The 20,654-nt window shown below is 72.4% G+C and carries 17 protein-coding genes and 1 riboswitch; of the genes, 4 read left to right on the forward strand and 13 right to left on the reverse strand.

Translation table 11 applies throughout. The features are described 5' to 3' along the window. Positions 1-20: 20 nt before the first annotated feature. From ACH4RC_RS18820 to ACH4RC_RS18830, 3 genes are all read right to left on the reverse strand, one after another. Complete coding sequence (locus ACH4RC_RS18820; RefSeq protein ID WP_398201978.1) at positions 21-566, reverse strand: TetR family transcriptional regulator; 546 nt, start codon at positions 564-566, stop codon at positions 21-23. After that, positions 563-2,074 (reverse strand): MFS transporter, encoded by a 1,512-nt coding sequence (locus ACH4RC_RS18825; RefSeq protein WP_398201980.1) that lies wholly within the window; start codon positions 2,072-2,074, stop codon positions 563-565. Before ACH4RC_RS18825 ends, ACH4RC_RS18820 begins: the two co-directional genes overlap by 4 nt. Positions 2,075-2,237: 163 nt before the next feature. Next, complete coding sequence (locus ACH4RC_RS18830; protein ID WP_398201982.1) at positions 2,238-5,249, reverse strand: family 16 glycoside hydrolase; 3,012 nt, start codon at positions 5,247-5,249, stop codon at positions 2,238-2,240. A 314-nt stretch (positions 5,250-5,563) separates the two neighbouring features. On the opposite strand from ACH4RC_RS18830, the gene ACH4RC_RS18835 reads away from it, so the two are divergent. Together ACH4RC_RS18835 and ACH4RC_RS18840 are read left to right on the forward strand one after the other, a co-directional pair. Further along, on the forward strand, positions 5,564-6,379 hold the full coding sequence (locus tag ACH4RC_RS18835) for a DUF1206 domain-containing protein (protein ID WP_398202319.1): 816 nt from the start codon (positions 5,564-5,566) through the stop codon (positions 6,377-6,379). Positions 6,380-6,459: 80 nt separating this feature from the next. Further along, positions 6,460-6,876: a hypothetical protein gene (locus tag ACH4RC_RS18840; RefSeq protein ID WP_398201985.1), complete on the forward strand. Its 417-nt coding sequence runs from the start codon at positions 6,460-6,462 to the stop codon at positions 6,874-6,876. 203 nt (positions 6,877-7,079) lie between these two features. Here the strand turns inward: ACH4RC_RS18840 and ACH4RC_RS18845 are convergent, their stop codons facing one another. The 4 genes from ACH4RC_RS18845 to ACH4RC_RS18860 form a co-directional block, all read right to left on the reverse strand. Next, positions 7,080-8,120 carry a LacI family DNA-binding transcriptional regulator gene (locus tag ACH4RC_RS18845; RefSeq protein ID WP_398201988.1) on the reverse strand — a complete coding sequence of 347 codons (1,041 nt, stop codon included), beginning with the start codon at positions 8,118-8,120 and terminating at the stop codon, positions 7,080-7,082. 9 nt (positions 8,121-8,129) lie between these two features. After that, positions 8,130-10,595 (reverse strand): glycoside hydrolase family 3 C-terminal domain-containing protein, encoded by a 2,466-nt coding sequence (locus ACH4RC_RS18850; RefSeq protein WP_398201991.1) that lies wholly within the window; start codon positions 10,593-10,595, stop codon positions 8,130-8,132. An 80-nt stretch (positions 10,596-10,675) separates the two neighbouring features. Next, positions 10,676-12,436 (reverse strand): discoidin domain-containing protein, encoded by a 1,761-nt coding sequence (locus ACH4RC_RS18855; RefSeq protein ID WP_398201993.1) that lies wholly within the window; start codon positions 12,434-12,436, stop codon positions 10,676-10,678. 121 nt (positions 12,437-12,557) lie between these two features. Further along, the gene (locus ACH4RC_RS18860) at positions 12,558-13,658 is read right to left on the reverse strand and encodes a DUF1996 domain-containing protein (protein WP_398201996.1); all 1,101 of its coding nucleotides are present in this window, start codon (positions 13,656-13,658) and stop codon (positions 12,558-12,560) included. A 265-nt stretch (positions 13,659-13,923) separates the two neighbouring features. Between ACH4RC_RS18860 and ACH4RC_RS18865 the strand changes: the two genes are divergently transcribed. After that, complete coding sequence (locus tag ACH4RC_RS18865) at positions 13,924-14,508, forward strand: histidine phosphatase family protein (protein ID WP_398201998.1); 585 nt, start codon at positions 13,924-13,926, stop codon at positions 14,506-14,508. A gap of 83 nt (positions 14,509-14,591) precedes the next feature. Here ACH4RC_RS18865 and ACH4RC_RS18870 read toward each other — a convergent pair whose 3' ends face one another. The 6 genes from ACH4RC_RS18870 to modA form a co-directional block, all read right to left on the reverse strand. After that, positions 14,592-15,362, reverse strand: coding sequence for a CbtA family protein (locus tag ACH4RC_RS18870; protein ID WP_398202000.1), 771 nt, complete (start codon positions 15,360-15,362; stop codon positions 14,592-14,594). Positions 15,363-15,384: 22 nt separating this feature from the next. Beyond that, positions 15,385-15,609, reverse strand: a complete 225-nt coding sequence (locus ACH4RC_RS18875) for a CbtB-domain containing protein (RefSeq protein ID WP_398202002.1) — start codon at positions 15,607-15,609, stop codon at positions 15,385-15,387. Between the two features lie 65 nt (positions 15,610-15,674). Then, a riboswitch (cobalamin riboswitch) is annotated at positions 15,675-15,770 on the reverse strand. Positions 15,771-15,878: 108 nt separating this feature from the next. Then, a complete protein-coding gene (locus tag ACH4RC_RS18880; protein WP_398202005.1) occupies positions 15,879-16,940 on the reverse strand; it encodes an enoyl-CoA hydratase/isomerase family protein in 1,062 nt (353 codons plus the stop codon). 265 nt (positions 16,941-17,205) lie between these two features. Continuing rightward, positions 17,206-18,294, reverse strand: a complete 1,089-nt coding sequence (locus tag ACH4RC_RS18885; RefSeq protein WP_398202008.1) for an ABC transporter ATP-binding protein — start codon at positions 18,292-18,294, stop codon at positions 17,206-17,208. After that, the gene (gene modB, locus ACH4RC_RS18890) at positions 18,291-19,142 is read right to left on the reverse strand and encodes a molybdate ABC transporter permease subunit (protein ID WP_398202010.1); all 852 of its coding nucleotides are present in this window, start codon (positions 19,140-19,142) and stop codon (positions 18,291-18,293) included. The genes ACH4RC_RS18885 and modB overlap by 4 nt, the downstream gene beginning before the upstream one ends. Further along, complete coding sequence (gene modA, locus ACH4RC_RS18895) at positions 19,139-19,987, reverse strand: molybdate ABC transporter substrate-binding protein (RefSeq protein WP_398202012.1); 849 nt, start codon at positions 19,985-19,987, stop codon at positions 19,139-19,141. Before modA ends, modB begins: the two co-directional genes overlap by 4 nt. A gap of 215 nt (positions 19,988-20,202) precedes the next feature. Between modA and ACH4RC_RS18900 the strand changes: the two genes are divergently transcribed. After that, on the forward strand, positions 20,203-20,643 hold the full coding sequence (locus ACH4RC_RS18900) for a molybdopterin-dependent oxidoreductase (RefSeq protein WP_398202015.1): 441 nt from the start codon (positions 20,203-20,205) through the stop codon (positions 20,641-20,643). Positions 20,644-20,654: the final 11 nt, after the last annotated feature.

Below are 20,654 nucleotides of genomic sequence, written 5' to 3' on the forward strand. Positions count from 1 at the left end.
CTCCCGGGAGCCCGGCCCGCTCAGGAGCCGTACATCTCCAGCAAGGTCTCGACGACCTCGTCCACCGTGGCCTGCGCGAGGTCGTCGAAGGCCCCGGAGTGGCGGGCGAGCAGGACCCCGGCGACCGCCGCGACCATGACGTCGGCGCGCAGGCCCGGCCGGTCGCGGCCCTCGCGGGCGAAGCGCTCGCGCAGCGGTGCCACGAGCCGTGCGTGCAGGGCCGCGCGCGTCGCCTCCTGGGCGCCCTCCTCGCTGAGCGGCTGGACCGCGACCCGCAGCAGCGGCACGGGTCCGCGCCGCTCGGCCCGTTCGGCGACCTCGCGCAGGCGGTCCTCGGTGAGCAGGTCGAGCGGGGCGGAGTCGCCGTGCTCGGCCCGCAGCACCTCCACGTAGAGCAGCGCCTTGGAGCCGAAGTGGCGGGCGATGAGGGCGGCGTCGACCCCGGCACGTTCGCCGATCTCGCGGATGGTGGTGCGGTCGTAGCCGCGCTCGGAGAACAGTTCCGTCGCGGCGCGCATCAGGGCGTCACGGCTGGGAGCGCCTTTGCGGGCAGGGGAGCCGGTCACGGGCGGCTCGTCTTCGTACCGCGCCCGGCGCTCGGCTCTGCCGCCGTTCCCGCGCTCTGCCCCGCCGCGACGACGGACGGCCGCGCGGGCACCCCGAAGCGGGTCAGGACCACGGCGATGACCCCGGTGACCAGGAACGCGGCGCAGCCGACGAGACCCGCGGTGCGGTAGCCGTCGTTCGCGGGCAGCGCCGCGCCCGGGGCGGTGTGCGCCTGGAGGACGACCGCGCTGAGGGCGCTGCCGGTCGAGTAGCCGATGTACTTCACGACCTGGTTGAAGCTCATGGCGCTGCCCGTCTCCGCCGCGGGCACCCCGCCGACGATCAGGCCCGGGGTGACGGCGAACGTCACGCCGACGCCGAGCCCGGCCAGGGCCATCATCACGCCGATGCCCCACAGGCTGGAGCGGGCGAACAGGAAGCAGACGAGCCCCGCGAAGGAGAGCAGGCAGCCGAGCGGCAGCATGCGGGCGGGGGTGGCGGCGGCGCCCATCGCGCGGACCAGACGGCCCGTGACCAGGCTGGCGGCGGAGAAGGGGACGAGCAGGAGGCCGGTGACGACGATGGAGGCGCCGAAGCCGTATCCGGCGGACTCGGGCGTCTGCACGTACCGGGTCACGAGCGCGATGAGCAGGTACGTGCCGACACCGCCGACCATGGTGGTCAGGTTGGCGACGAGGACGCCCCGGTCCTTGACGAGGCTCACCCGGACCAGCGGGTGCGCCGCGCGCAGCGAGTGCGCCACCCATCCGGCCAGCAGGAGGACGGCCGCGGCGGCGAGCGCGAGCAGCCCCGCGGAGGTCCAGCCCCAGCGCTCGCCCTCGGCCAGGGCGAGGAGGAGCGCCGCCATGCCGCCCGCGAGGAGCAGGGCGCCGGGGAAGTCCATCGGGGTGGTGGGGCGGTGCGGGGGCGCGGGCACGACGATCCAGGTCGCGGCGAACGCGGCGACGGCCGTGGCGAGCGCGAACCAGAACCCGGCGTACATGCCGAGGTACTCGGCGAAGAGCCCGGTGATCGGGTAGCCGAGACCGATGCCCGCCGCGGTGGTGAGGGAGAGCGTCGCCACCGCCGAGCGCGCCTGGTGCGGCGGCAGCGCGTCGCGGGCGGTCGCGATGGCGAGCGGGACGAGCCCCATGCCGACGCCTTGCAGCGCTCGCCCGGCGAGCAGGCAGGGGAAACCGAGCGGCAGCGCCGCGAGGAGACTGCCCGCCATGACGGCGGCGAGGCCGGTGAGGATGACGCGCTTGCGGTGCGGCCCGTCGCCCAGGCGCCCCATGACGGGGGTCGCGATGGCGCCGACCAGCATCGTCACGGTCAGCGCCCATTGCGCGCTGGAGAGCGCGACGTGGTCCTCGGCGGCGATGGTGGGGATCAGCGGTGCGCCGAGGCTGCTGACGACGGCGACGAGCATGCCGAGCGAGACGAGGACGGGCACGAGGGCGCGCGGGTGGCGCAGCTCGACGGCGGTCGAGGGCGGGGGCGGCGTGGGCACCGGTACGGAGGGGGGCAAGGTTTTCCCGTTCCTGTCATCAAGTGATGTCATCGCATGATGACAGGCGGATACACGTACTTCACCGTTCAGAGTGGTGTTTGGTGACCTAACTCACGCAGCACGGATCAACGCCGCGCCCCGGGCGGACCCGGGACGCGGCGCACGCGCGCACAGCTGTGGCTCAACCGAGCGGAGTCACCCGTATGTTGCGGAAACGCACCTTGTTGCCGTGGTCCTGGAGACGGATCGCCCCGGCCGCCGGACCTTCCGGCGCGCCCGCACCGGCGGTCGCTCCGTCGAGGGTGATGTCGTCGTGGACCTTCTTGCCGTTCCACACCACGGTCACCCGGGCGTCGGCGGTCTTGTTCCCCTGGTCGTCGAAGCGGGCCGCGCGGAACGTGATGTCGTACGTCTGCCAGGTCTCGGGCGCCGTCGCCGCGTTGCTGTCCGGCGCCTTCTTCAGATAGATCGCTCCCGCCTCATCGGTGTCCAGGGTGGTGTCACCGAACGAGTCCAGAATCTGGAGCTCGTAGCGGTCCTGGAGGTAGATGCCGCTGTTGCCGCGGTCCTGCCCCGTGACGTCGTCCGGCAGGAGCGGGACGCGGAACTCGGCGTGCAGGCGGAAGTCCTGGTAGGCGTCCTTGGTGCGGAGGTCGCCGCAGCACACCTCCATCGACTTCTCGGCGGCGAGCGGCCATTCGCTGTTCCGGCCGTCCGGGTGCTGCCACTGGGCCTGCGAGGCGCCGGTGCCGTCGAAGAGGGCGACCGGGGCGCCGTGCGAGCGCACGGTGATCAGGTCGAGGTTGACGTGGCCCGCGTCGCCGGTGTCGAAGCGGTAGGCGATCGTGTTCTTGCCCGCGCGCAAGGTGACGCGTTCGGTCTTCGTCGACCAGATGTCCCAGGTGCCGGTCGAGGGCAGCGAACTCTGGCGCACCTTCTGCCCGTTGGCGTACAGGGAGAGGGACTTGGCGCCCTGGTAGGGGTTGGGGCCGTTGGAGTAGCGCAGGTTCACGTCGTACTCGCCCGCCCTGGGGACCGTCACGTCGAAGGTCGTGGCGGCCTTGCCCTCGGTGTTGTAGCGGTCGACGAAGCCGCTGCCGGAAAAGCCGGTGTGGTCGCGGTTGATCCCCGCCGTGCCGGTGAGGCGCGCCTCCTCGGCCTCGTACTGCGTGGCGGCCGGCGGCTGCTTGCCCGGCATCTCGTTGAGCGTGTACCAGGCCTCCGTGGACCACAGGGTCTCGCCGGACGTGGACGCGAAGGGGCGCGGGGAGCGGACGTGGACGACCCGGTCCGGCTTGAGGCCGTCGAGCCGCAGCTTCACCGTGCGGCCCTTGTCGGCGAGGGTCGCCGAGCGCACGGCCAGCTGCTCCTCGGCGATCTTCGGACCGCCGTAGTCACTGGTCGGGGTGTAGCGCCACTGCTCGGCGGTGTAGCGCTCGGCCAGCTTGTCGGCCGTCTCCTGCGAGACGGGCTGCGTGTACTCCAGGTCGAAGCCGCCGGGGACGGCGCGCATCTCCTTGATGTCGAAGGTGTTGCCGCCGTTCGGGGTCAGCTTCTGCAGGCCGAAGCGGAGCTTGCCCTCCTGGCCCCAGTTGCCGTCGGCGCCGAGCCCGCCCGCGTAGATCGCGCCGTCGGGGCCCATGGTGATGCGGTTGACACCGGCTTCGAGCCCTTGCGTGTAGCGGAAGACGGCGCCCTGGTACTGCCCCTTCACCTTCTCCAGGTAGCCGCGCTGCAGGCCGCCGTAGGTGACGTCACCGAAGAGCATCTGCCCGGCGAACCGCCCCTTGGTCAGGTACAGCGGCGTACTCGGGGAGTTGGCTACCTCGTTCTGCGGCAGCCAGAGCACCGGCTGGGTGACGGGCTTGTCGTCGAAGAGCCCTGACGGCTCCGTGTAGTGGTTGAAGAAGCGGTCCTGCTTGATCTGGACGAGCTTGGAGGCGGGCAGCCAGCCGCCCTGGTTGTCGGCGGTGAAGATCGAGCCCTCGGGCCCCCAGGCGATCCCGTTCGGGGTCCGCAGACCGCCCGCGACCGCGTGCAGCTTCCCCGTCCTCTTGCTGATCTTGTACGTGGTGCCGCGCCCGGCGACCGGCTGCGGGGTGGTGGTCGCGCCGCCGTAGTTGATGGCGACGGACAGGTTCACGTAGAAGTAGCCGTCGCGGTAGAGCAGCCCGAAGGCGAACTCGTGGAAGTTCTTGCCCCACGGGAAGGCGGCGACGGTCTGGTACTCGTCGGTGACCCAGTCCTTGTCCTTGTCGACGAGTCGGGTCAGCTCGTGCTTCTGCGAGACGTACAAGGACCCGTCGACGTACTTGAGGCCCATCGGCTCACGCAGCCCGCTCGCGATCTTCGTGACGCCGACCTTCGAGCGGTCGGTGTCCCCGGTGACGTGGTCGAGGAGGTACACCTCCCCCGCCACGTTGTCCGTGCCGCCCCAGGTGCTGAGGGCGAGGCGGCCGTCGGGCAGCCAGTCCATGCCGGTGACCTGCGGCTCGAAACCGTCGGGGCGCAGGTCGGTGAGGTCGAGGTCGGGCCGAACGGCGGTCAGCGGGAGTCCGTCGCCGGGGCTGTCCGCGCCCGCCTCGCACTCCTTGCGGCCCGGCGCGGTGACCCGGACGACCCCGGCGTCGGTGGTGAGCGACTCGTTCGGTACGACGCCGAAGTCGGCGGCGCCCGGCGGCTTCCAGGCCAGGGTGAGCTGCTGGCCGCCGCCCGCCTCGAAGTAGTCGACGCGGAACGGGTGCGAGCCGGCGGTGAGCTGGACGGCGCCGTCCTTGGGTTCGGCGCCGTGCAGCCCGTCATGGTCGATGACCTCGCGGTCGTCGATGGTGAGCCGCGAACCGTCGTCGCTGGTGAGCCGGAAGCTGTACGTCCCGTCGCTCGGCACGACGAGGTAACCGGACGCCTGCGCCGTGAAGTTGTCGGCGAACCCGCCGAAGTCCTCGGTCGTGGACCAGTCCACGGTCGACATGAGCTTGTCGTGGTTGGGCGTCTGGCCGGGCTTCAGCGTGCACAGCTTGCTCAGCGGGGTCTGGGTGTCGAAGACGCGCAGGGTGACCCCGGGCTCCTGGGGCGGTATGTCGGCGGCGTCGGCGACGGACGGGGGCGCCGCCCAGCCGCCCGCGGCCAGGAAGCCGCCGACGAGCAGCGTGGTGAGGTGTCTTCGGGCGCGGCGGAACAGCCGTGGATGCATCGGTCCTCCAGGACGGGACCGGAGACCGCCGGATCGCACTCCGGTCGAGCTGAACGGCCCCGCGGGGGTGCGGAAGCCGGGGCTCCTACGGTTGCGCCGTCACGCTAGGGGACTTCTGCTCAGCTCGTCCATACTTTGTACTCAACGAGTTCAAAGTCCGGCCGAGATGTTTCCTCCGGCCTCCGCAGCCCCGTCCGCCCCGCCCTCCCGTCCGTGTCGACCGTCACCGCATGTGCGGCGCGGACCGGGGCAGTTGTCGTCCCTGCGCCGAACGGCGCGCGGCGGCGGTATGAGGAGGGCATGTGAGAACCACCATGGGGGCGGGCAAGGCCAAGGCCCGTCAGGCGGCGAACAGTTCGGTGGTCGACACCGGGGCGCGCGTCGGGCTGGCCGCGCGCGGAGTGCTGTACGTGCTGATCGGCGTACTGGCGCTGCGCGTGGCGTTCGGCGGCGCGAGCCAGGAGGCCGACAGCAGCGGCGCCATCCGTGAACTGGCCCAGCAGCCGTTCGGCAAGGTGCTGGTCTGGGCGGTCGGGATCGGCCTGGTGGGCATGGCGCTGTGGCGGCTCAGCGAGGCGCTGTTCGGTTCGGCGGGCCCGAAGGGGGACAAACCCGGCAAGCGCGCGCTGTCCGCCGCGCGGTTCGTCTTCTACGGGGTCATGGCCTATTCCGTGCTGTCGTTCGCGGCGTCCGCCCGCAAGAACAAGGGCAGCGACGCCAAGTCCCAGGACTTCACGGCCCGCGCGCTCGACCTCCCGGCAGGACGCTGGCTGGTCGGCATCGCCGGGCTCGTGATCATAGGCATCGGGATCGGCGTCGGGGTGCGGGCGGCCTTGCGCAAGTACCACAAGCACCTGAAGAAGGCGCAGATGTCGCGGCACGTACGCCGGGGCGTCGACGTGCTCGGCGTCAGCGGCGGTGTGGCGCGCGGCCTCATCTACGCGGGCGCCGGCCTCTTCGTGCTGATCGCCGCCGCGCAGTACGACCCGGACGAGGCCAAGGGCGTCGACGGCACCCTGCGCGCGTTCGCCGGGACGCCGGCGGGGCCGTGGCTGCTGGCGCTGGTCGCGTTCGGGCTGCTGCTGTTCGGGCTGTTCTCGTTCGCGCTGGCGCGGTATCGCAGGGTCTGAGAGTGATCTGAGAGCAAGAGCAGGGGTCCGCACCGGGCGGAGGCTGCATTCTTACTTACCGGTCAGTAGGATCATGCGGAATGCGGCGCCACCCGTCCGCAGCCCGACCGCTCCTCCTGGAGGCCCCCTTGTGCCGCGTCCGTTCACCCCAGCTCCTCGCCGGTCTCCTGGCCGGCGCCGGGGTCACCCACTTCCTGCTGCCGAAGCCCTTCGACTCGATCGTGCCGCGTACGCTGCCGGGCTCGCCGCGCGCCTGGACCTACGCCAGCGGCGCGGTCGAGCTGGCGCTCGCGGCCGGGATCGCGCTGCCGCGCACGCGGCAGCGGACGGCGAACGCCGCGGCCGCCTTCTTCGTCGCCGTCGCGCCCGCCAACGTGAAGATGGCCTGGGACTGGCGCGACCGCCCGGCCCCGCTTCGGCGCACGGCCGCGGCCCGGGTTCCGCTGCAGGTGCCGCTGGTGCTGTGGGCGCGGAAGGTGGCGCGCGACGCGGCCTGACGGGCTCGCTCCGGGGGCGGGAACTCCCGCGGCAGCTCGGTCGGCGCGCGGCGTCGGCGCGGGCCCGCTGTTCAGGGCGGCGGTCGGCAGGGTCGTCGCGACGGCCGCGACGACCCGGTTCGCCGGGCTGCTCCTGGCGCCGCTCACCCCGGTGGCGCCGCTCGCCCTGGTGGCGGTGGTCGGCCGCCGCGAGCAGACGCCTCTCAGGTCGACGCGCGGACGACCAGCTCGGGCTCGAAGATCAGCGAGGTCGGTTCCGTGCGTTCGCCCTCGATGTGCTCCTGCAGGATGCGGGCCATGGCCATGGCCATCTCCTCCACCGGCTGGCGCACCGTCGTCAGCGGCGGGGTGCAGGTGATGGCGATGCTGGAGTCGTCGAACCCGACCACCGCGACGTCCTGCGGGATGCGGCGCCCCCGCTCCCGCAGGACCTGGCAGACGCCTTGCGCCATCAGGTCGTTTGCGGCGAACACCCCGTCCAAATGCGGATGGTCGTCGAGGAGCCGCGCCAACGCCGCGGCCCCGCTGTCCAGCGTGAACCCGCCTTCGGCGATCGGTACGTACGGCATCCCGGCCCGCTCCACCGCCTCCCGGAACCCGGCGAGCCGCTGCTGCCCGGCCGGAAGGTCGAGCGGGCCCGACACCGTCGCGAGGCGGCGCCGACCGCGCTCGATGAGGTGCTGCGCCGCCATCCTGCCGCCCTCCCCGTGGGCCAGGTCCACGTAGCTGACCGGAGCGGGAAGCGCCGGCCGGGCGAAACACACGGCGGGCAGCTGTTCCCGGGCGAGCAGGGGCGGCAGCGGATCCTCCGCGTGCGTGGAGACGACGAGCGCGCCGTCGGCCCGGCCCTGGCGCAGGTACGCCATTACCTCGTCGCGGGCCGTCGCCGACTCCGCGAACATCAGCACCGGGTGCATGGACCGGGTCCTGAGAAAGGCCACGACGCCGCTGACGATGCGGCCGAAGAAGGGGTCGGCGAAGACCCGCGCCGCGAACGCGTTCTGCGCGCCCTCGTCCTCCTCGCCCGCCCCCGACACCACGAGCGCGATGGTCTCCGCCCGCCGGGTGACCAGGGATCGCGCCGCCCTGTTGGGGGTGTAGCCGGTGCGCCTGATCGCCTCGCGCACCGTCTCCCGGATGGCGGGATCCACGCTGGGGACCTCGTTGATCACCCGGGACACGGTGGCCCGTGAGACCCCCGCCTCACGCGCGACGTCCTCGAGCGTCAGGGACTGTCGTTGCATACGGGCAGCTTAATCGGGCCGCCTCAGCGCGCATAGAGCGCTCTCTTGCGGGCGTCCGGCGACCCGCACCCGCGTGGTGAGCGGCAGGTCGCCGGCCGAACGGCCCACGTGCACGGTGAACGGCCCCGGCTGCCCCGCCCACTCCTGCCGTTCGACGCTCCAGTGCCGCAGCGAGCGCGCCGCCACGGGAACGTCGACGCGCACCGACTCCCCGGGCCCGGCGTGCACGGCGGCGTACCCGGCGAGCCAGCGCACGGGCCGCTCGACCGCCGACCCGGGCCGCGACAGATAGACCTGCACGACCTCGCGCCCGCGCCGCTCGCCCGTGTTCCGCACCAGCGCCCTCACGGTGAACCCGCCGTCCTCGTCGACGGTGTCGGGCGCGACGACGCTCTCGTACTCCCACGTCGTGTAGCCGAGCCCGTGGCCGAACCAGTAGGCGGGGGTGCGACCGGTACGCAGCCACCCCCGGTGCCCGACATGGATGCCCTCGTCGTACGTGAGCCTGCCCTCGACCGGTCGGGTCGTGGAGACCGGGGCGTCGGCCAGGCGCGCGGGCCAGGTGGTCGGGAGTCTGCCGCCGGGCTCGGCGTCGCCGAACAGGATGTCGGCGAGCGCGCCGCCCGCCTCCTGCCCCGGCAGCCAGGTGAGCAGGACGGCGTCGACCTCGTCGCGCCACGGGAGTTCGACCGGACCGCCGGAGTTGACCACCACGACCGTACGGGGGTTGGCGGCGGCGACGGCGCGCACGAGGTCGTCCTGGCGGCCGGGCAGGGCGAGGGTGGTGCGGTCGTGCCCCTCCGACTCGCTGCCGTCCGTGGTGCCGACGACGACGATCGCCGCGTCGGCGCTGCGGGCCGCGGCGACGGCGTCGGCGAGGGCGTCCGCGTCGGACCGGGCGGGCGGGGCCGCGGTCAGGACGGTGGCGCGGCCGGTGCCGGGGGCGAGTTCGCGCCGCGCCACGACGAGCACGGGCACCTCCGCGGCGAGCGGGTGGCGGGCCGTGGGTCCCGGCGGGGTGACGTGGACGACGGCCGGGTCGTCGGTGCGGCGGGGATACGTACTGTCGATCAGCGACCGCCCGTCCACGGTCAGGGACATCCGGCCGAACCCGCCGAGCCCGAACTCCCAGACCCCGCCGGCCTCCGGTGTCAGCAACGCGCTGATCTCCACCGTGTGCGCGCCGTCGGGCACGTCGGGTTCGAGCAGGCGGCCCGAGCCGCGGTGCTCCGTGTACAGCTCGTTCCCGTCGGCGTCGAGCATGCGCAGGAGCACGCCGGGGGCGCCGGAGCGCGGGTCGGCGCAGTCGCGGGGCCCGAGCGGTGCGGGCGGGGCGCCGAGATCCGGGCCGGGTGCGTGGACGACACGGGCCCGCCCGCCCACCCGCTCCCGTATCCCGTCCAGCGGTGTGACGACCCGCTCGGGGAAGACACCGGCGCTGCCGCCGCCCTGGACGCGCGGCGCCACGGCGTGCGTACCGATGACGGCGAGTGTGCTCAAGTCCCCCTCTCGCAATGGCAGTACGCCGTTGTTGCTGAGCAGGACCGCGCCCGAGGTGACAGCGCGACGGAGCAGCCTGCGGGCGTCCGTGGTCGTGCGGCGCCGGGGAGCGGGCGCTCCGTCCAGCGCGCCGACCCGCTGCCCGAGGAGAATCAGCCGGCGCACCTTGTCGTCGATGACGGACTGCGGGACGTGGCCCGCGGCCAGGGCGTCGGCGAGCGTGTCGTCCCAGGGGCCGCCAGGGCCCGGCATCGCGAGGTCGAGGGCCGCGTTGGCCGTGTCGACCGCCGTGCGCAGGGCGCCCCAGTCGGACATGACGACGCCGTCGAAGCCCCACTCGTCCTTCAGCGGGTGGTCGAGGAGTGAACTGGCCGTCATGGTGGTCCCGTTGACACGGTTGTATCCGGCCATCACCGCCCAGACCCCGGCGTCGACGGCGGCCTCGAAGGGGGCGAGGCAGACCTCGCGCAGGGTGCGTTCGTCGACGCGTACGTCCACGGTCAGCCGGCCGGTCTCGGAGTCGTTGGCGACGAGGTGCTTCGCCGTCGCGGCGACGCCTTCGGCCTGGAGGCCGCGGATCAGCGCGGCACCGATCCGGCCCACGAGCCAGGGATCCTCCGAGAAGCACTCGAAGTGCCGCCCGGCCAGGGGCGAGCGGTGCAGGTTGAGGTTGGGGGCGAGGACGACGTGCACGCCCTTCCCGCGCGCTTCTTCGGCGAGCAACCCGCCGACCCGCTCGACGAGTTGCTCGTCCCAGGCCGCCGCGAGGGCGGACGCGGAGGGCAGCAGGACCGAGGTGAGGCGCTCGTCCCACGCCTCGCCCCGCACCCCCGCGGGCCCGTCCGAGGTGACGACCTCGGACAGGCCCACGGCGGGTTCGGCGCGGGTGCGCCAAGTGGTCCCGCCCGTGAGCAGCCGTATCTTCTGCCGTGGACTCAGCTTGTCGGTCAGCCGGTCCGGCTCCTCGTCGGACATGGTCCCCACCCTTCGTTCCCGCCCCCGGAGCGCCTACCTGGTGGAGCGCTCTCTCATCGTTCCGTTCTATCCGGTCCCGGTCAGCTGTAGATGCCGAACTCGTAGAGCGAGTAGCCGTATCCGGTGCCGCGGGCGGTGCCGTTGACGCGGACGTAGCGGCCCGTGCCGGTCACGTCGAAGTCGTCGACGCCGCCGTTGCCGTCGGTGACCTGGCGGACGGTCGTCCAGTTCTGCCCGTCGTCCGAGGTCTGGATCGTGTACGCCTTCGCGTACGAGGCCTCCCAGGTCAGCTGGGCGTGCTTGAACGAGCGGCGCGAGCCGAGGTCGACCTGGAGCCACTGCGGGTCGCTCCAGTCGCTGGCCCAGCGGGTGTCGTTCTTCCCGTCGACGGCCTGCGTCGCGGTGCACGGGCAGTCGCCGTAGTCGCTGGTCTGCTGGGAGGAGGCGGTGGCGGGCCGGTTCAGGGCGATGTTGGTGCCGTTGACGGGCGGCGGTACGACGCGCACGGAGCGGGTCTCGACGCCGACGTTGCCGTGGCCGTCGGTCGCCTTGACGTAGATCTTCCACACGCCGGGCTTGTCAGGGGCGGTCACCTTGAGCCGCCCCGAGCCGAGGTCGGTGACCTGCATGGGGGTGAGCTGCTTGCTCTGGTCGACGTAGTTGCTGTTGCTGAGGACCTCGTAGGAGAGGCGGTCGCCGTTCGGGTCGGTCGCCGTGGTGGAGACGATGAGGTCGCGCCCGGCGGGCACGCTGGTGGCGCCGCCCTCGATGTCCATCCGCGAGATCACCGGCGGGGTGTTGTCGCGGGAGGTGTCGGCTCCGTAGGCCCGCTTCACGGCGTAGTAGGAGAGCCGCTTCTGGCCCGCGGGCAGCAGGTTGAACCAGATGCCGCCGAAGTCGTACTCGGTGCCGTAGTGGAACATGGTGGCGCCGAGCGCGACGCCCTTGTGGCCGGTGATGCAGCCCCACGCCTTGGTGTAGCCCTCGGCCTTCGCCTGGTCGGTGGGTTCCTGCGGAACGCCGTTGGCGTCGTCGGGCACCTCCCACTCCCCCGCGGGCCCCGTCTCGGTGACGATGTAGGGCTTGGTGTAACCGCTCTGCTGCCAGGCCGACTTGACGTCGCAGACGGCGTTGTAGGAGTTGACGGCGTACAGATCGAGGTCGGGGGCGTTGCGCTGGTAGTAGGGCCAGGCGCCGACCCAGGCGTCGGTGGAGGTGACCGGGTGGTTCGGGTCGACGGCGTGGATCTTCTTGGTGATGTCGTTGACGAGGGTGGTGTAGGCGTTGCGCTGCTTCTCCAGCTCGTCGCCGCTGTAGCAGTTCTGCAGGCCGAGGACGGACTCGTTGCCGACGTTCCACATCAGGACGCCCGGGTTGTCCTTGTACGTCTGCGCCCACTTGGGGAACTCCGCGAGCATCTGGTTCTTGTACGCGGTGTCCGTCAGGTAGTTCACGCAGCCGCCGCTGCCGGGACCGCCGCCGGGCTGGAGCCAGAACCCCGCGATGACCTTGACGCCGTGCGCGGCGGCGGAGTCGAGGAGCGGCTTGCTGGAGGCGTCGGTGCCCCAGGTGCGGATGGTGTTGACGCCCATGGACTTCAGGTCGGGCAGGTACCGGTCGGCGTCGGCGACGGAAGGGCCCCAAGTCAGCCCCTTGACCTGATACGGCGATCCGTTGACCTGGAGCTGCCAGTTGCCCTGCGAGCCGGTCACCTTGACGACGTCGGGCGCGGCGTGCGCGGCCTGCGCGGGCAGAGCGAGGAAACCGGCCGCGAGCACGCCGGCGGTGAGGGGGGTCGCGAGGCGGTGCGTTCTGCGGTGGGCGGTGCGGGCGGTGCGCATGCGGATTGCCTCCGGCGGGGTCGGGGGGAAGGGCGGGAAGGAGGTGGTGCGGAGGGTGCGGGGAGGGCGCCGGGGCGGCGGCCGGTCAGGAGGACCGCCGCCCCGGCTGGTGCGGTGCGGGTCAGGGCAGTTCGTAGCGGTCGTTCAGGACCGCGCCGCGCTCGGGGCGGTTCTGGTCGTAGCCGCGCGTGTCGCACTGCAGGCCGCCGACGACGCAGTGGTCCACCATCGCCTTCAGCGTCCGGTCGTCCCAGGCGTTGAAGAAGTCGTAGTGGAACGAGTAGCCACGGCCGCTGGAGAGCCGGACCTTCGACATGTCACCGTTGACCGGGAACGCCATCTTGAACTCGATCATCGGCAGCGCGACGGGGTGGTCGGCCGGGCAGACGTTGTCGTTCGTGCCCTGCTTCACCACCGGGTAGGCCATGTGGCTCTTGTGGTCCGGGGTGTCCAGATACTTGCCGTCCCAGCAACTGGGCGCCTGCATTCGGATGTTGACCTGGGTGTCGCGGGAGGTGGGGCAGGTGGCCGGGAAGTCGACGTTGAAGTAGCTGTTGCCGCACTCCCAGCCCTCCACGAAACCGCGGTGGTTGCGGAACTCCTGCGCGGTCTGCATCGGGTTGCCGACGACGAACCGCAGCCCCTTCGGGAAGGGCCGCACGCTGGTGTAGTCGGTGACCCCGGCCTTGTAGTAGATGGTCTGCTCGCCGACGGGGAGGACCGGCTGGTCGCCGTTGAGCATGGTCGGCATCCAGTAGCCCGACTTGTCGCCGGGCGCGAGGCACCGGGTGGAGCCGCTGTCGAGCGAGGCGGTGGTGCTGTGCGCGTCGGTCGTGGTGTTGCCCATGAACGTGTGGTCGTGGGACTTGCCCGGCTGACCCGGGTAGACGATCGGGTCGTCGGGCTTGGTGTGGGTGACGTAACAGTGCGCCTGGAACTCGTGGAAGTAGGCGTGCGGCGGCACCTTCGTGGACGGTTCGACGCCGGTGACCGGCGGGTTCGCCGGAATGTAGCCGTCGGCGTCCGCGTCCTCGGCGGCGGCCTTGGTGGACGCGGCCATCGTGTGGCCCTGGTGCTGCGCGGAAGCGGTGGCCGAGGACGACTGCTGTACGGGGGCCTCCGCGGCGCCCGCGGTGAGGGCGACGCCGCCGACGCCCATGGTGGTCAGCACGAGTGCGCCGGATATGAGCAGCCCTGAGACGAGTTTCGATCTCCTTGGCATGGAGACCTCCTGCCATGTCGGTACGACGTGTGTGGGGGTGCGCTGTGAGCGCTGGGAACACCTCCGGGAGAGGTATGAGAGAGCGCTCTCTCGCCGGGGAGTGTTCTCGCTCCGGCGTGGCAGTGTCAAGAGTGGGTGAACGGCTTGTTGCGAGCGGATGTTCCGTTCCACTGAGCCCGCGGGGCTCTCAAGTGCCGCATATGGGGCGGCACTTGCACGCGGCCGAGAGAGCGCTCCCAGGTCTGCTGCGACTAGGCTCGTCCCCGTGCACCGGACCACCCGTATCCTCTTCGTCACCCCCGCGCTCAGCGTGGCGCAGCGGAAAGCCGCCTTCGACGACGACGGCCCGCTCGACCCGGCGGGCGCCGCGCAGGCCCGCGCGGCGGCCGGTGCGCTGCCCGCCGACGCCCGGGTGGTGGTGTCGCCGAGTGCGCGCTGTACGGAGACGGCGGAGGCGCTGGGCCTTACGAATACATCAAGCAGCGCGGAGCTCGCGGGAGTTGATGCGGGCAGCTGGCGCGGCCGGACGCTGGACGAGGTGGGCGCGGCGGAGCCCGGGGCGTTGGGGCGCTGGCTCACCGAGCCGGACGTCGCGGCGCCGGGCGGTGGCGAGTCGGTGGCTCAGGTGTGCGCCCGGGTCGGGCGGTGGCTGGGCCGGGTGGAGCCGGGCGCGGGGCGCCTTGTCGCCGTCGTCGAGCCCGATGTCGTACGGGCGGCGGTCGTCCACGCGATCGGGGCGCCGCCCGCGGCTTTCTGGCGGCTCGACGTGGAGCCGCTGACCGTCACGGAGTTCACCGGGCGCCTGGACCGGTGGAACGTCGGCCTCGGCCGTCCGCTCACCGGGGCCTGAGCCGCCGGGGCCGGTCGGACAGCGGCCCGTCCTGCGTCGCCGACCGCACTCCCGCTGTGGTCGGCGACGCGTTCACAGGGCGGTCATCGACCGGCCGGCACCGTCCCGGCCGGGGCCGGTGGCGCGGCGGGCCTCGGCCGGAGCAGGCGGTCGGCCAACTCCCCGAAGAGCAGCCTGAATCCGCCCCAGAGCACGACCTGCATGGCGACGGCGGAGAGCCGGAAGCGCCAGAGCAGTGCGGCCGGGAAATGGTCCGGTACGTCGTTGACGACGGGCAGGACCGCGAACGCGAGGCCGGTCACGACGGTGTAGGCGAGCACCGCCAGGACGGTGGCGTACCAGGCGCCGGTCCTGGGAGCGAGGCGCTTGCCCAGGATCGTCGCGCCGACGGCGAGGAGCACGCTCACCACGATCATCAGGAAGTACAGGGTGGTCCGCTTGCCGATGGTGTCGGGGTTGCCGACGGCGGGCGGGTTCGCCGGGTACTTCAGGAACGGGACGACGTAGACGGCGAGCAGGGCGCAGCCGGAGAGCAGCAGCGCCGTCGGGCGGGGCCCGAGGCGGCCCACCCGGCCGAGCGCGAAGCAGTGGGCGAGCGCCGCGATGCCGCCGAAGGCTACGCCGTAGACGAGGACGCCGGTGGCGAGTCCGGCCGTGGACTGCAGGGAGCGCGAGACGAGTTCGGTCTCCTCGCCGCCGTGGTCGTGGCCGGCGTGGGAGGACTCCTCGAAGCCGATGGCGCTGTCGACGCCGGGCTCGCCGAGGAAGTAGGCGACGACCAGGGCGAGCACGCCGGCGGCGAGACCGGCGAGCATGCCCCGGACGAGCAGGTTGCGTACGGTGCTTGAGTTCATGAGCGCTGCGGTGTCCCTCTGGTCAGTGGCAGGGGAAACCGAGCAGGTGGCGGGCGTCGTGCACCCATTCATGGACCCCGGCGCCGCTGAACACGGACGTGGCGCCCTGTTCCGCGCCGACGAAGTACAACAGGACCAGCATCAGGACACCGAAGAAGACCGCCCAGGGGGCGATCGCCTTCAGCGGCAGTTTGACGGGGGCGGTGACAGGGGTGGTGGCAGTCGGCTGGGCGACGTGCTGTGCCATGGCAGGAGCCTCCTCGGGGATTCGTTCGCGTCCCCACTCGGTGGTGCACAGGACGACAGCCACGGGTCTGACTCACGAACGGGCCCCGGCCTCGTGAAACCCGTGAGGGAGGGGCTGTTCGCACACAGTGGCGCGACCGTGCCGGAGTTCCACCGGCTTCCGTCGTGCTGTCGTCGATACGGACCGAAGGTACCGCCTGTCGCGTGCATGGCCAAGGCGCCCAGGACGATCCGATCTTGCTCGCGGCGCGCCGGTTCACGGACTCCGGATCACAACAGGGCGCTGCCGAGCCCCAGTTCACGCTCGCCCAGCGGGGCGAAGTGCCGCTCCACATCGGCGTCGGTGACCTCGGCGAGGGTGCGCGGGGACCAGCGGGGCCTGCGGTCCTTGTCGATGACCTGGGCGCGGACGCCCTCGACGAAGTCGGGGTTGTGCAAGGCGACGCAGGACACGCGGTACTCCTGGTCGAGCACGTCCTCCAGGGAGGCGAGGGCGCGGGCCCGGCGCACGGCGGCGAACGTGACCTTCACGGAGGTCGGCGACTTGCCGAGCAGCGTCTCGGCCGTCTCCTTGGCGGCGGGGTCGCCGTGGTCCAGGAGCCGGGCGACGATCTCCTCGACGGTGCCGGCCGCGAAACAGGCGTCGATCCAAGGGCGCTGGGCCGCGAGCACGCCCTCGGGCCCGGGGAGCGCGTGGCGTGCGACGGCGTCCCGTGCGGGCTGCTCGGCCAGGTCGGCGAGGAGCGCGGGCAGGGCGTCCGACGGGACGTAGTGGTCGGCGAGTCCGCACAGCAGGGCGTCACCGGCGCCGATGTGCTCCCCCGTGAGGGCGAGGCGGGTGCCGAGTTCGCCGGGGGCGTGCGCGAGGAGGTGGGTGCCGCCGACGTCGGGGACGAAGCCGATGCCGGTCTCCGGCATGGCGACCTTGGAGCGTTCGGTGACGATCCGGATGTCGCCGTGCGCGGAGATGCCGACGCCGCCGCCCATCACGAAGCCGTCCATCACGGCGACGTAGGGCTTGGGGTAGCGGGCGATGCGGGCGTTGAGGTGGTACTCGTCGCGCCAGAACTCGGTGGAGGCCGTGCCATCGCCGTCGCGGGCGTCGTCGTGGACGGCGCGGATGTCGCCGCCCGCGCACAGGCCGCGCTCCCCCGCGCCGCTGACGACGACGGTCTCCACGGTGTCGTCGTGTTCCCACTCCGTCAGCGCCCGGTCGACGAGGCCCACCATCTCGTGGTTGATCGCGTTCAGGGCGCGCGGCCGGTTGAGGACGAGGTGGGCGGCGCGCCCTTCCTTGCGTACGAGGACGGGGGCTTCGTCGGGGACGCGCATGGTCTCGCCGTTCCTTTCGGGGCACGGGCCCGCGGGGCCCGGACGATCTTCCTGCTGCTTGCTGCCATCCTCTCCGACGGCCCCGCGGGTCGTGCGGCGGCCCGTCGGACCGTGGCCGGCGACACCTCCGTGGACTTCATGAGCGCCACGACCGAGGAGCCGGCGCCGAGGCCGGTGACCGCCTCCTTGGTGACGTCGGTGACGGTGCCGGTCAGCTGGTCGGCGCGCGTTATGACCATGTCCTCCGCAAGCCGGACCGGGCGTCTCAGGCCGGGTAGGCGTGGGTCTGGGTCGCCTTGACCGTGGCCCAGACCGTGGCGCCGGGGTGCAGGTTCAACTCCGCGGCGGCCACGGTCGTGAGGTCGGCGGCGAGCGGGAGTTCGCCGGTCAGGGCGGCGCGGATCCGGTCGCCGTGCGTCTCCATGCCGGTGACCTCGCAGCGCCACAGGTTGCGGGCGCTGGAGCCGGTGGGGCGCTCGCCGTGCAGGGTCACCGCGCTGGGCGGGAAGGCGACGAGGACGGGTCCGGTCAGCTCCTCGGTGGTGGTGATCGCGGGGCCGTCGTCGTCACCGACGTGGACGCGGACGGTGTGTCCTTCGGCGCGCCCCCGGTACAGGTTGAGGCCGACGAGCTGGGCGATGTAGTCGGTGCGCGGGCGGCGGGCGATGTCGCCGGGCGCCCCCTCCTGCACGACGTGCCCGTTCTCCACGACCACGAGCCGGTCGGCGAGGACCATGGCGTCCAGCGGATCGTGCGTGACAAGCACGGCGACGGCCTCGAACTCGGCGAGATGCCGCCGGAGTTGGGCCCGTACGTCCAGCCTCGTACGGGCGTCGAGCGCGGCGAGCGGCTCGTCGAGGAGGAGCAGGCGCGGGCGGGTGGCCAGGGCGCGGGCGAGGGCGACGCGCTGCGCCTGGCCGCCGGAGAGGCGGCGCGGTCTGGCCCCGGCACACTCGGCCAGGCCCATCCGGTCGAGCCACGCGGCTGCCTCGGCGCGGGCCTCGGCCTTGGTCCTGCCCTGGCAGCGCGGCCCGAACGCGACGTTGTCCAGGGCGCTCAGGTGCGGGAAGAGGAGGTAGTCCTGGAAGACGACGCCGACGGGGCGTGACTCGGGCGGTGTGCCGTCCAGTTCGGTCCCGTCGAGGCGCAGATGCCCGTCGTCGAGCGGCACGAGCCCGGCGAGGGCGCGCAGGGCCGTGGTCTTCCCGGCCCCGTTGGGCCCGAGCAGGGCGACGACGTCGCCGGGGGCGGCGCAGAGGGCGACGTCGAGGCGGAAGGTGCCGCGGTCGACGACGAGCCGCGCGTCGAGCCCGGCTCCGTCAGCCGCGCCCGGTCCGGTGCGGGAGGTGGTCATGAGGCGGTCATCCATCGGTCGCGCAGGCCCGCCAGGACCGTGATGGACACGGCGAGCAGGACCAGGCTGAGGGCGATGGCCGCCGCCGGGTCGCTCTGCATGGCGAGGTAGACGGCGAGCGGCATGGTCTGGGTGCGGCCGGGGAAGTTGCCGGCGAAGGTGATCGTGGCGCCGAACTCGCCGAGGGCGCGGGCCCAGGCGAGGACCGATCCGGCGGCGATGCCGGGGGCGATGAGCGGCAGCGTCACACGGCGGAACGCGGTGAAGCGGGAGGCGCCGAGCGTCATGGCGGCCTCCTCGTAGCGGGGGTCGGCGGCGCGCAGCGTGCCCTCGACGCTGATGACGAGGAACGGCATGGCGACGAACGCCTCCGCGAGGACCACGCCTGTCGTCGTGAAGGGCAGGGTGAGGCCGAACCACTGGTCCAGGTACTGGCCGACGATGCCGTTGCGGCCGAGCGCGGTCAGCAGGGCGACACCGCCGACGACCGGCGGCAGCACGAGCGGCAGCGTCACCAGGGCCCGTACGAGACCACGGCCGCGGAACTCGGTGCGGGCGAGCAGCCAGGCGAGCGGCACGCCGAGCACCAGGCTGACCAGCGTCGCCAGCGTGGCGCAGATCAGCGACAGTTGCAGCGCCTGCCAGACCTCGGTGCTGGTCAGCTGGGACGGCAGGTCCTGCCAGGGGGCGCGGACGAGCAGGGCGAGCAGCGGCACCACGAGGAACGCGAGGCCCACCAGGGCGGGGAGCAGCAGGGGCAGCGGGGCCACGCGGCCGTGGGTGCGGCGGCGCCGCGGCCCGCCCTGGGGCGTGTCGGCCGCGGCGGCGCGCTTGTCGAGCTGGGTCACGGCTTGCGGAAGCCGGCGGCCGTCAGCACCTTCTGGCCGTCGTCGGAGCGCACGAGGTCGATGAACGCCTTCGCGGCGGCCGTGTTGGGCGCGTCCTTGAGCAGGGCGATCGGGTAGTCGTTGATGGCGTCGGCCGATTCGGGGAAGTCCACGCCCTCCACCTTGTCACCCGCCGCCTTCACATCGGTCTTGTAGACGACGGCGGCGTCGGCCTCCTTCAGCTCGACCTTGGTCAGGGCGCTCTTGACGTCCTGCTCGTAGGAGACCGGGGTGAGCTTCAACTTGCCGGCGTCGAGGGCCTTCTGCGCGGCGCCGCCGCACGGCACCGTCTTGTCGCAGAGCACGACCTTGAGGTCGGAGTTGGTGGTGAGGTCCTTGAGGGACGCCACCTTGTCCGGGTTGCCCGGGAGGGTGGCGATCTCCAGCTGGTTGCGGACGAAGGTGACCGGGTCGCCGGAGGCGTCGCCCGCGTCGGTGACGGTCTTCATCGTCTTGGGGCTCGCGGCGGCGAACACGTCGGCGGGGGCGCCGCCCGTGATGCCCGCTGCGAGGCTGTCGCTGCCGCCGAAGTTGAAGGTGACCTCGGTGCCGGGGTGCGCCTTCTCGAATTCCTTGCCGAGCGTGGTGAAGCTCTCCTTGAGCGAGGCGGCCGCGAACACGGTGACCTTGCCGGTCAGCTTCTGGTCCGCGGAGGCGGATGAGGAAGCGCTGCCGGAGTCATTGCCGGAGTCGGAGTCGGAGTCGGAGGAGCCGCAGGCGCTCAGGGTCAGCAGCGCGGCGGTGCCGAGGCCGGCCACGGACAGCATCCGGCGGGTCCGGCGGGTCCTGCGCGCGGAACGGGTCATCACGGGTCCACTCCCTCATTGCCTTCGGTTGCGTGGATCATACTGCCGCATCTGCGAGCGGTAAGTCTCCTGTGGCATCGCATGAGCTGGGATCTTGCGGCTTGGGCATACGCATGTGCGTTTGCACGACAGGCTCGGGTGGGTACGGTCCTGCGGGAGGTGGTCCTGTGCGGGAACCCGTGGGGGAACGTGTGGGGAAGCACGTGGGGGAGCACGTGGGGGAACTGACTCTGAACGGCGATCTCGCCCGCCCGGCCCGGCTGACCGTGGCGGGCCTGCGCGCCTGGCCGCAGCACCGGGCCGAGGTCGACTTCGAGTGCGCGACCAGCGGCGTCCGGCACCACCGGTTCTCCGGCCCGCGCTTGTACGACGTCCTGTCCGCGGCGGGGCCCGGCTTCGACCCCGTACGCCGCAAGGACCGGCTGCGGTTCCTCGTCTCCGTACGCGGGGCCGACGGCCATCACGCGGTGCTCTCGTGGGCGGAGATCGACCCCGACTTCGCGGGCGCGCCCGTGCTGCTCGCCCTGAGTATCGACGACACCCCGCTCGACGGCCCGGGTCCGCAGCTCGTGCTGCCGCAGGACCGGTGCGGGGCGCGGCACATCAGCGGGATCGACGCGATCCAGGTGGACGGGGGTTACCTGGACCGGTCATAGGCCGACAGGGG

The organism is Streptomyces sp. NPDC016845 (genome assembly GCF_044332585.1).
Taxonomy (GTDB): Bacteria; Actinomycetota; Actinomycetes; order Streptomycetales; family Streptomycetaceae; genus Streptomyces.

What these genes read in the sequence shown, in the direction of transcription:
- ACH4RC_RS18830 (WP_398201982.1), bottom strand. Translation starts at nt 5,249, where the DNA reads ATGCATCCACGGCTGTTCCGCCGCGCCCGAAGACACCTCACCACGCTG.
- ACH4RC_RS18835 (WP_398202319.1), top strand. Translation starts at nt 5,564, where the DNA reads ATGGGGGCGGGCAAGGCCAAGGCCCGTCAGGCGGCGAACAGTTCGGTG.
- ACH4RC_RS18840 (WP_398201985.1), top strand. Translation starts at nt 6,460, where the DNA reads ATGCGGCGCCACCCGTCCGCAGCCCGACCGCTCCTCCTGGAGGCCCCC.
- ACH4RC_RS18845 (WP_398201988.1), bottom strand. Translation starts at nt 8,120, where the DNA reads ATGCAACGACAGTCCCTGACGCTCGAGGACGTCGCGCGTGAGGCGGGG.
- ACH4RC_RS18850 (WP_398201991.1), bottom strand. Translation starts at nt 10,595, where the DNA reads ATGTCCGACGAGGAGCCGGACCGGCTGACCGACAAGCTGAGTCCACGG.
- ACH4RC_RS18855 (WP_398201993.1), bottom strand. Translation starts at nt 12,436, where the DNA reads ATGCGCACCGCCCGCACCGCCCACCGCAGAACGCACCGCCTCGCGACC.
- ACH4RC_RS18860 (WP_398201996.1), bottom strand. Translation starts at nt 13,658, where the DNA reads ATGCCAAGGAGATCGAAACTCGTCTCAGGGCTGCTCATATCCGGCGCA.
- ACH4RC_RS18870 (WP_398202000.1), bottom strand. Translation starts at nt 15,362, where the DNA reads ATGAACTCAAGCACCGTACGCAACCTGCTCGTCCGGGGCATGCTCGCC.
- ACH4RC_RS18875 (WP_398202002.1), bottom strand. Translation starts at nt 15,609, where the DNA reads ATGGCACAGCACGTCGCCCAGCCGACTGCCACCACCCCTGTCACCGCC.
- ACH4RC_RS18880 (WP_398202005.1), bottom strand. Translation starts at nt 16,940, where the DNA reads ATGCGCGTCCCCGACGAAGCCCCCGTCCTCGTACGCAAGGAAGGGCGC.
- ACH4RC_RS18885 (WP_398202008.1), bottom strand. Translation starts at nt 18,294, where the DNA reads ATGACCACCTCCCGCACCGGACCGGGCGCGGCTGACGGAGCCGGGCTC.
- modA (WP_398202012.1), bottom strand. Translation starts at nt 19,987, where the DNA reads ATGACCCGTTCCGCGCGCAGGACCCGCCGGACCCGCCGGATGCTGTCC.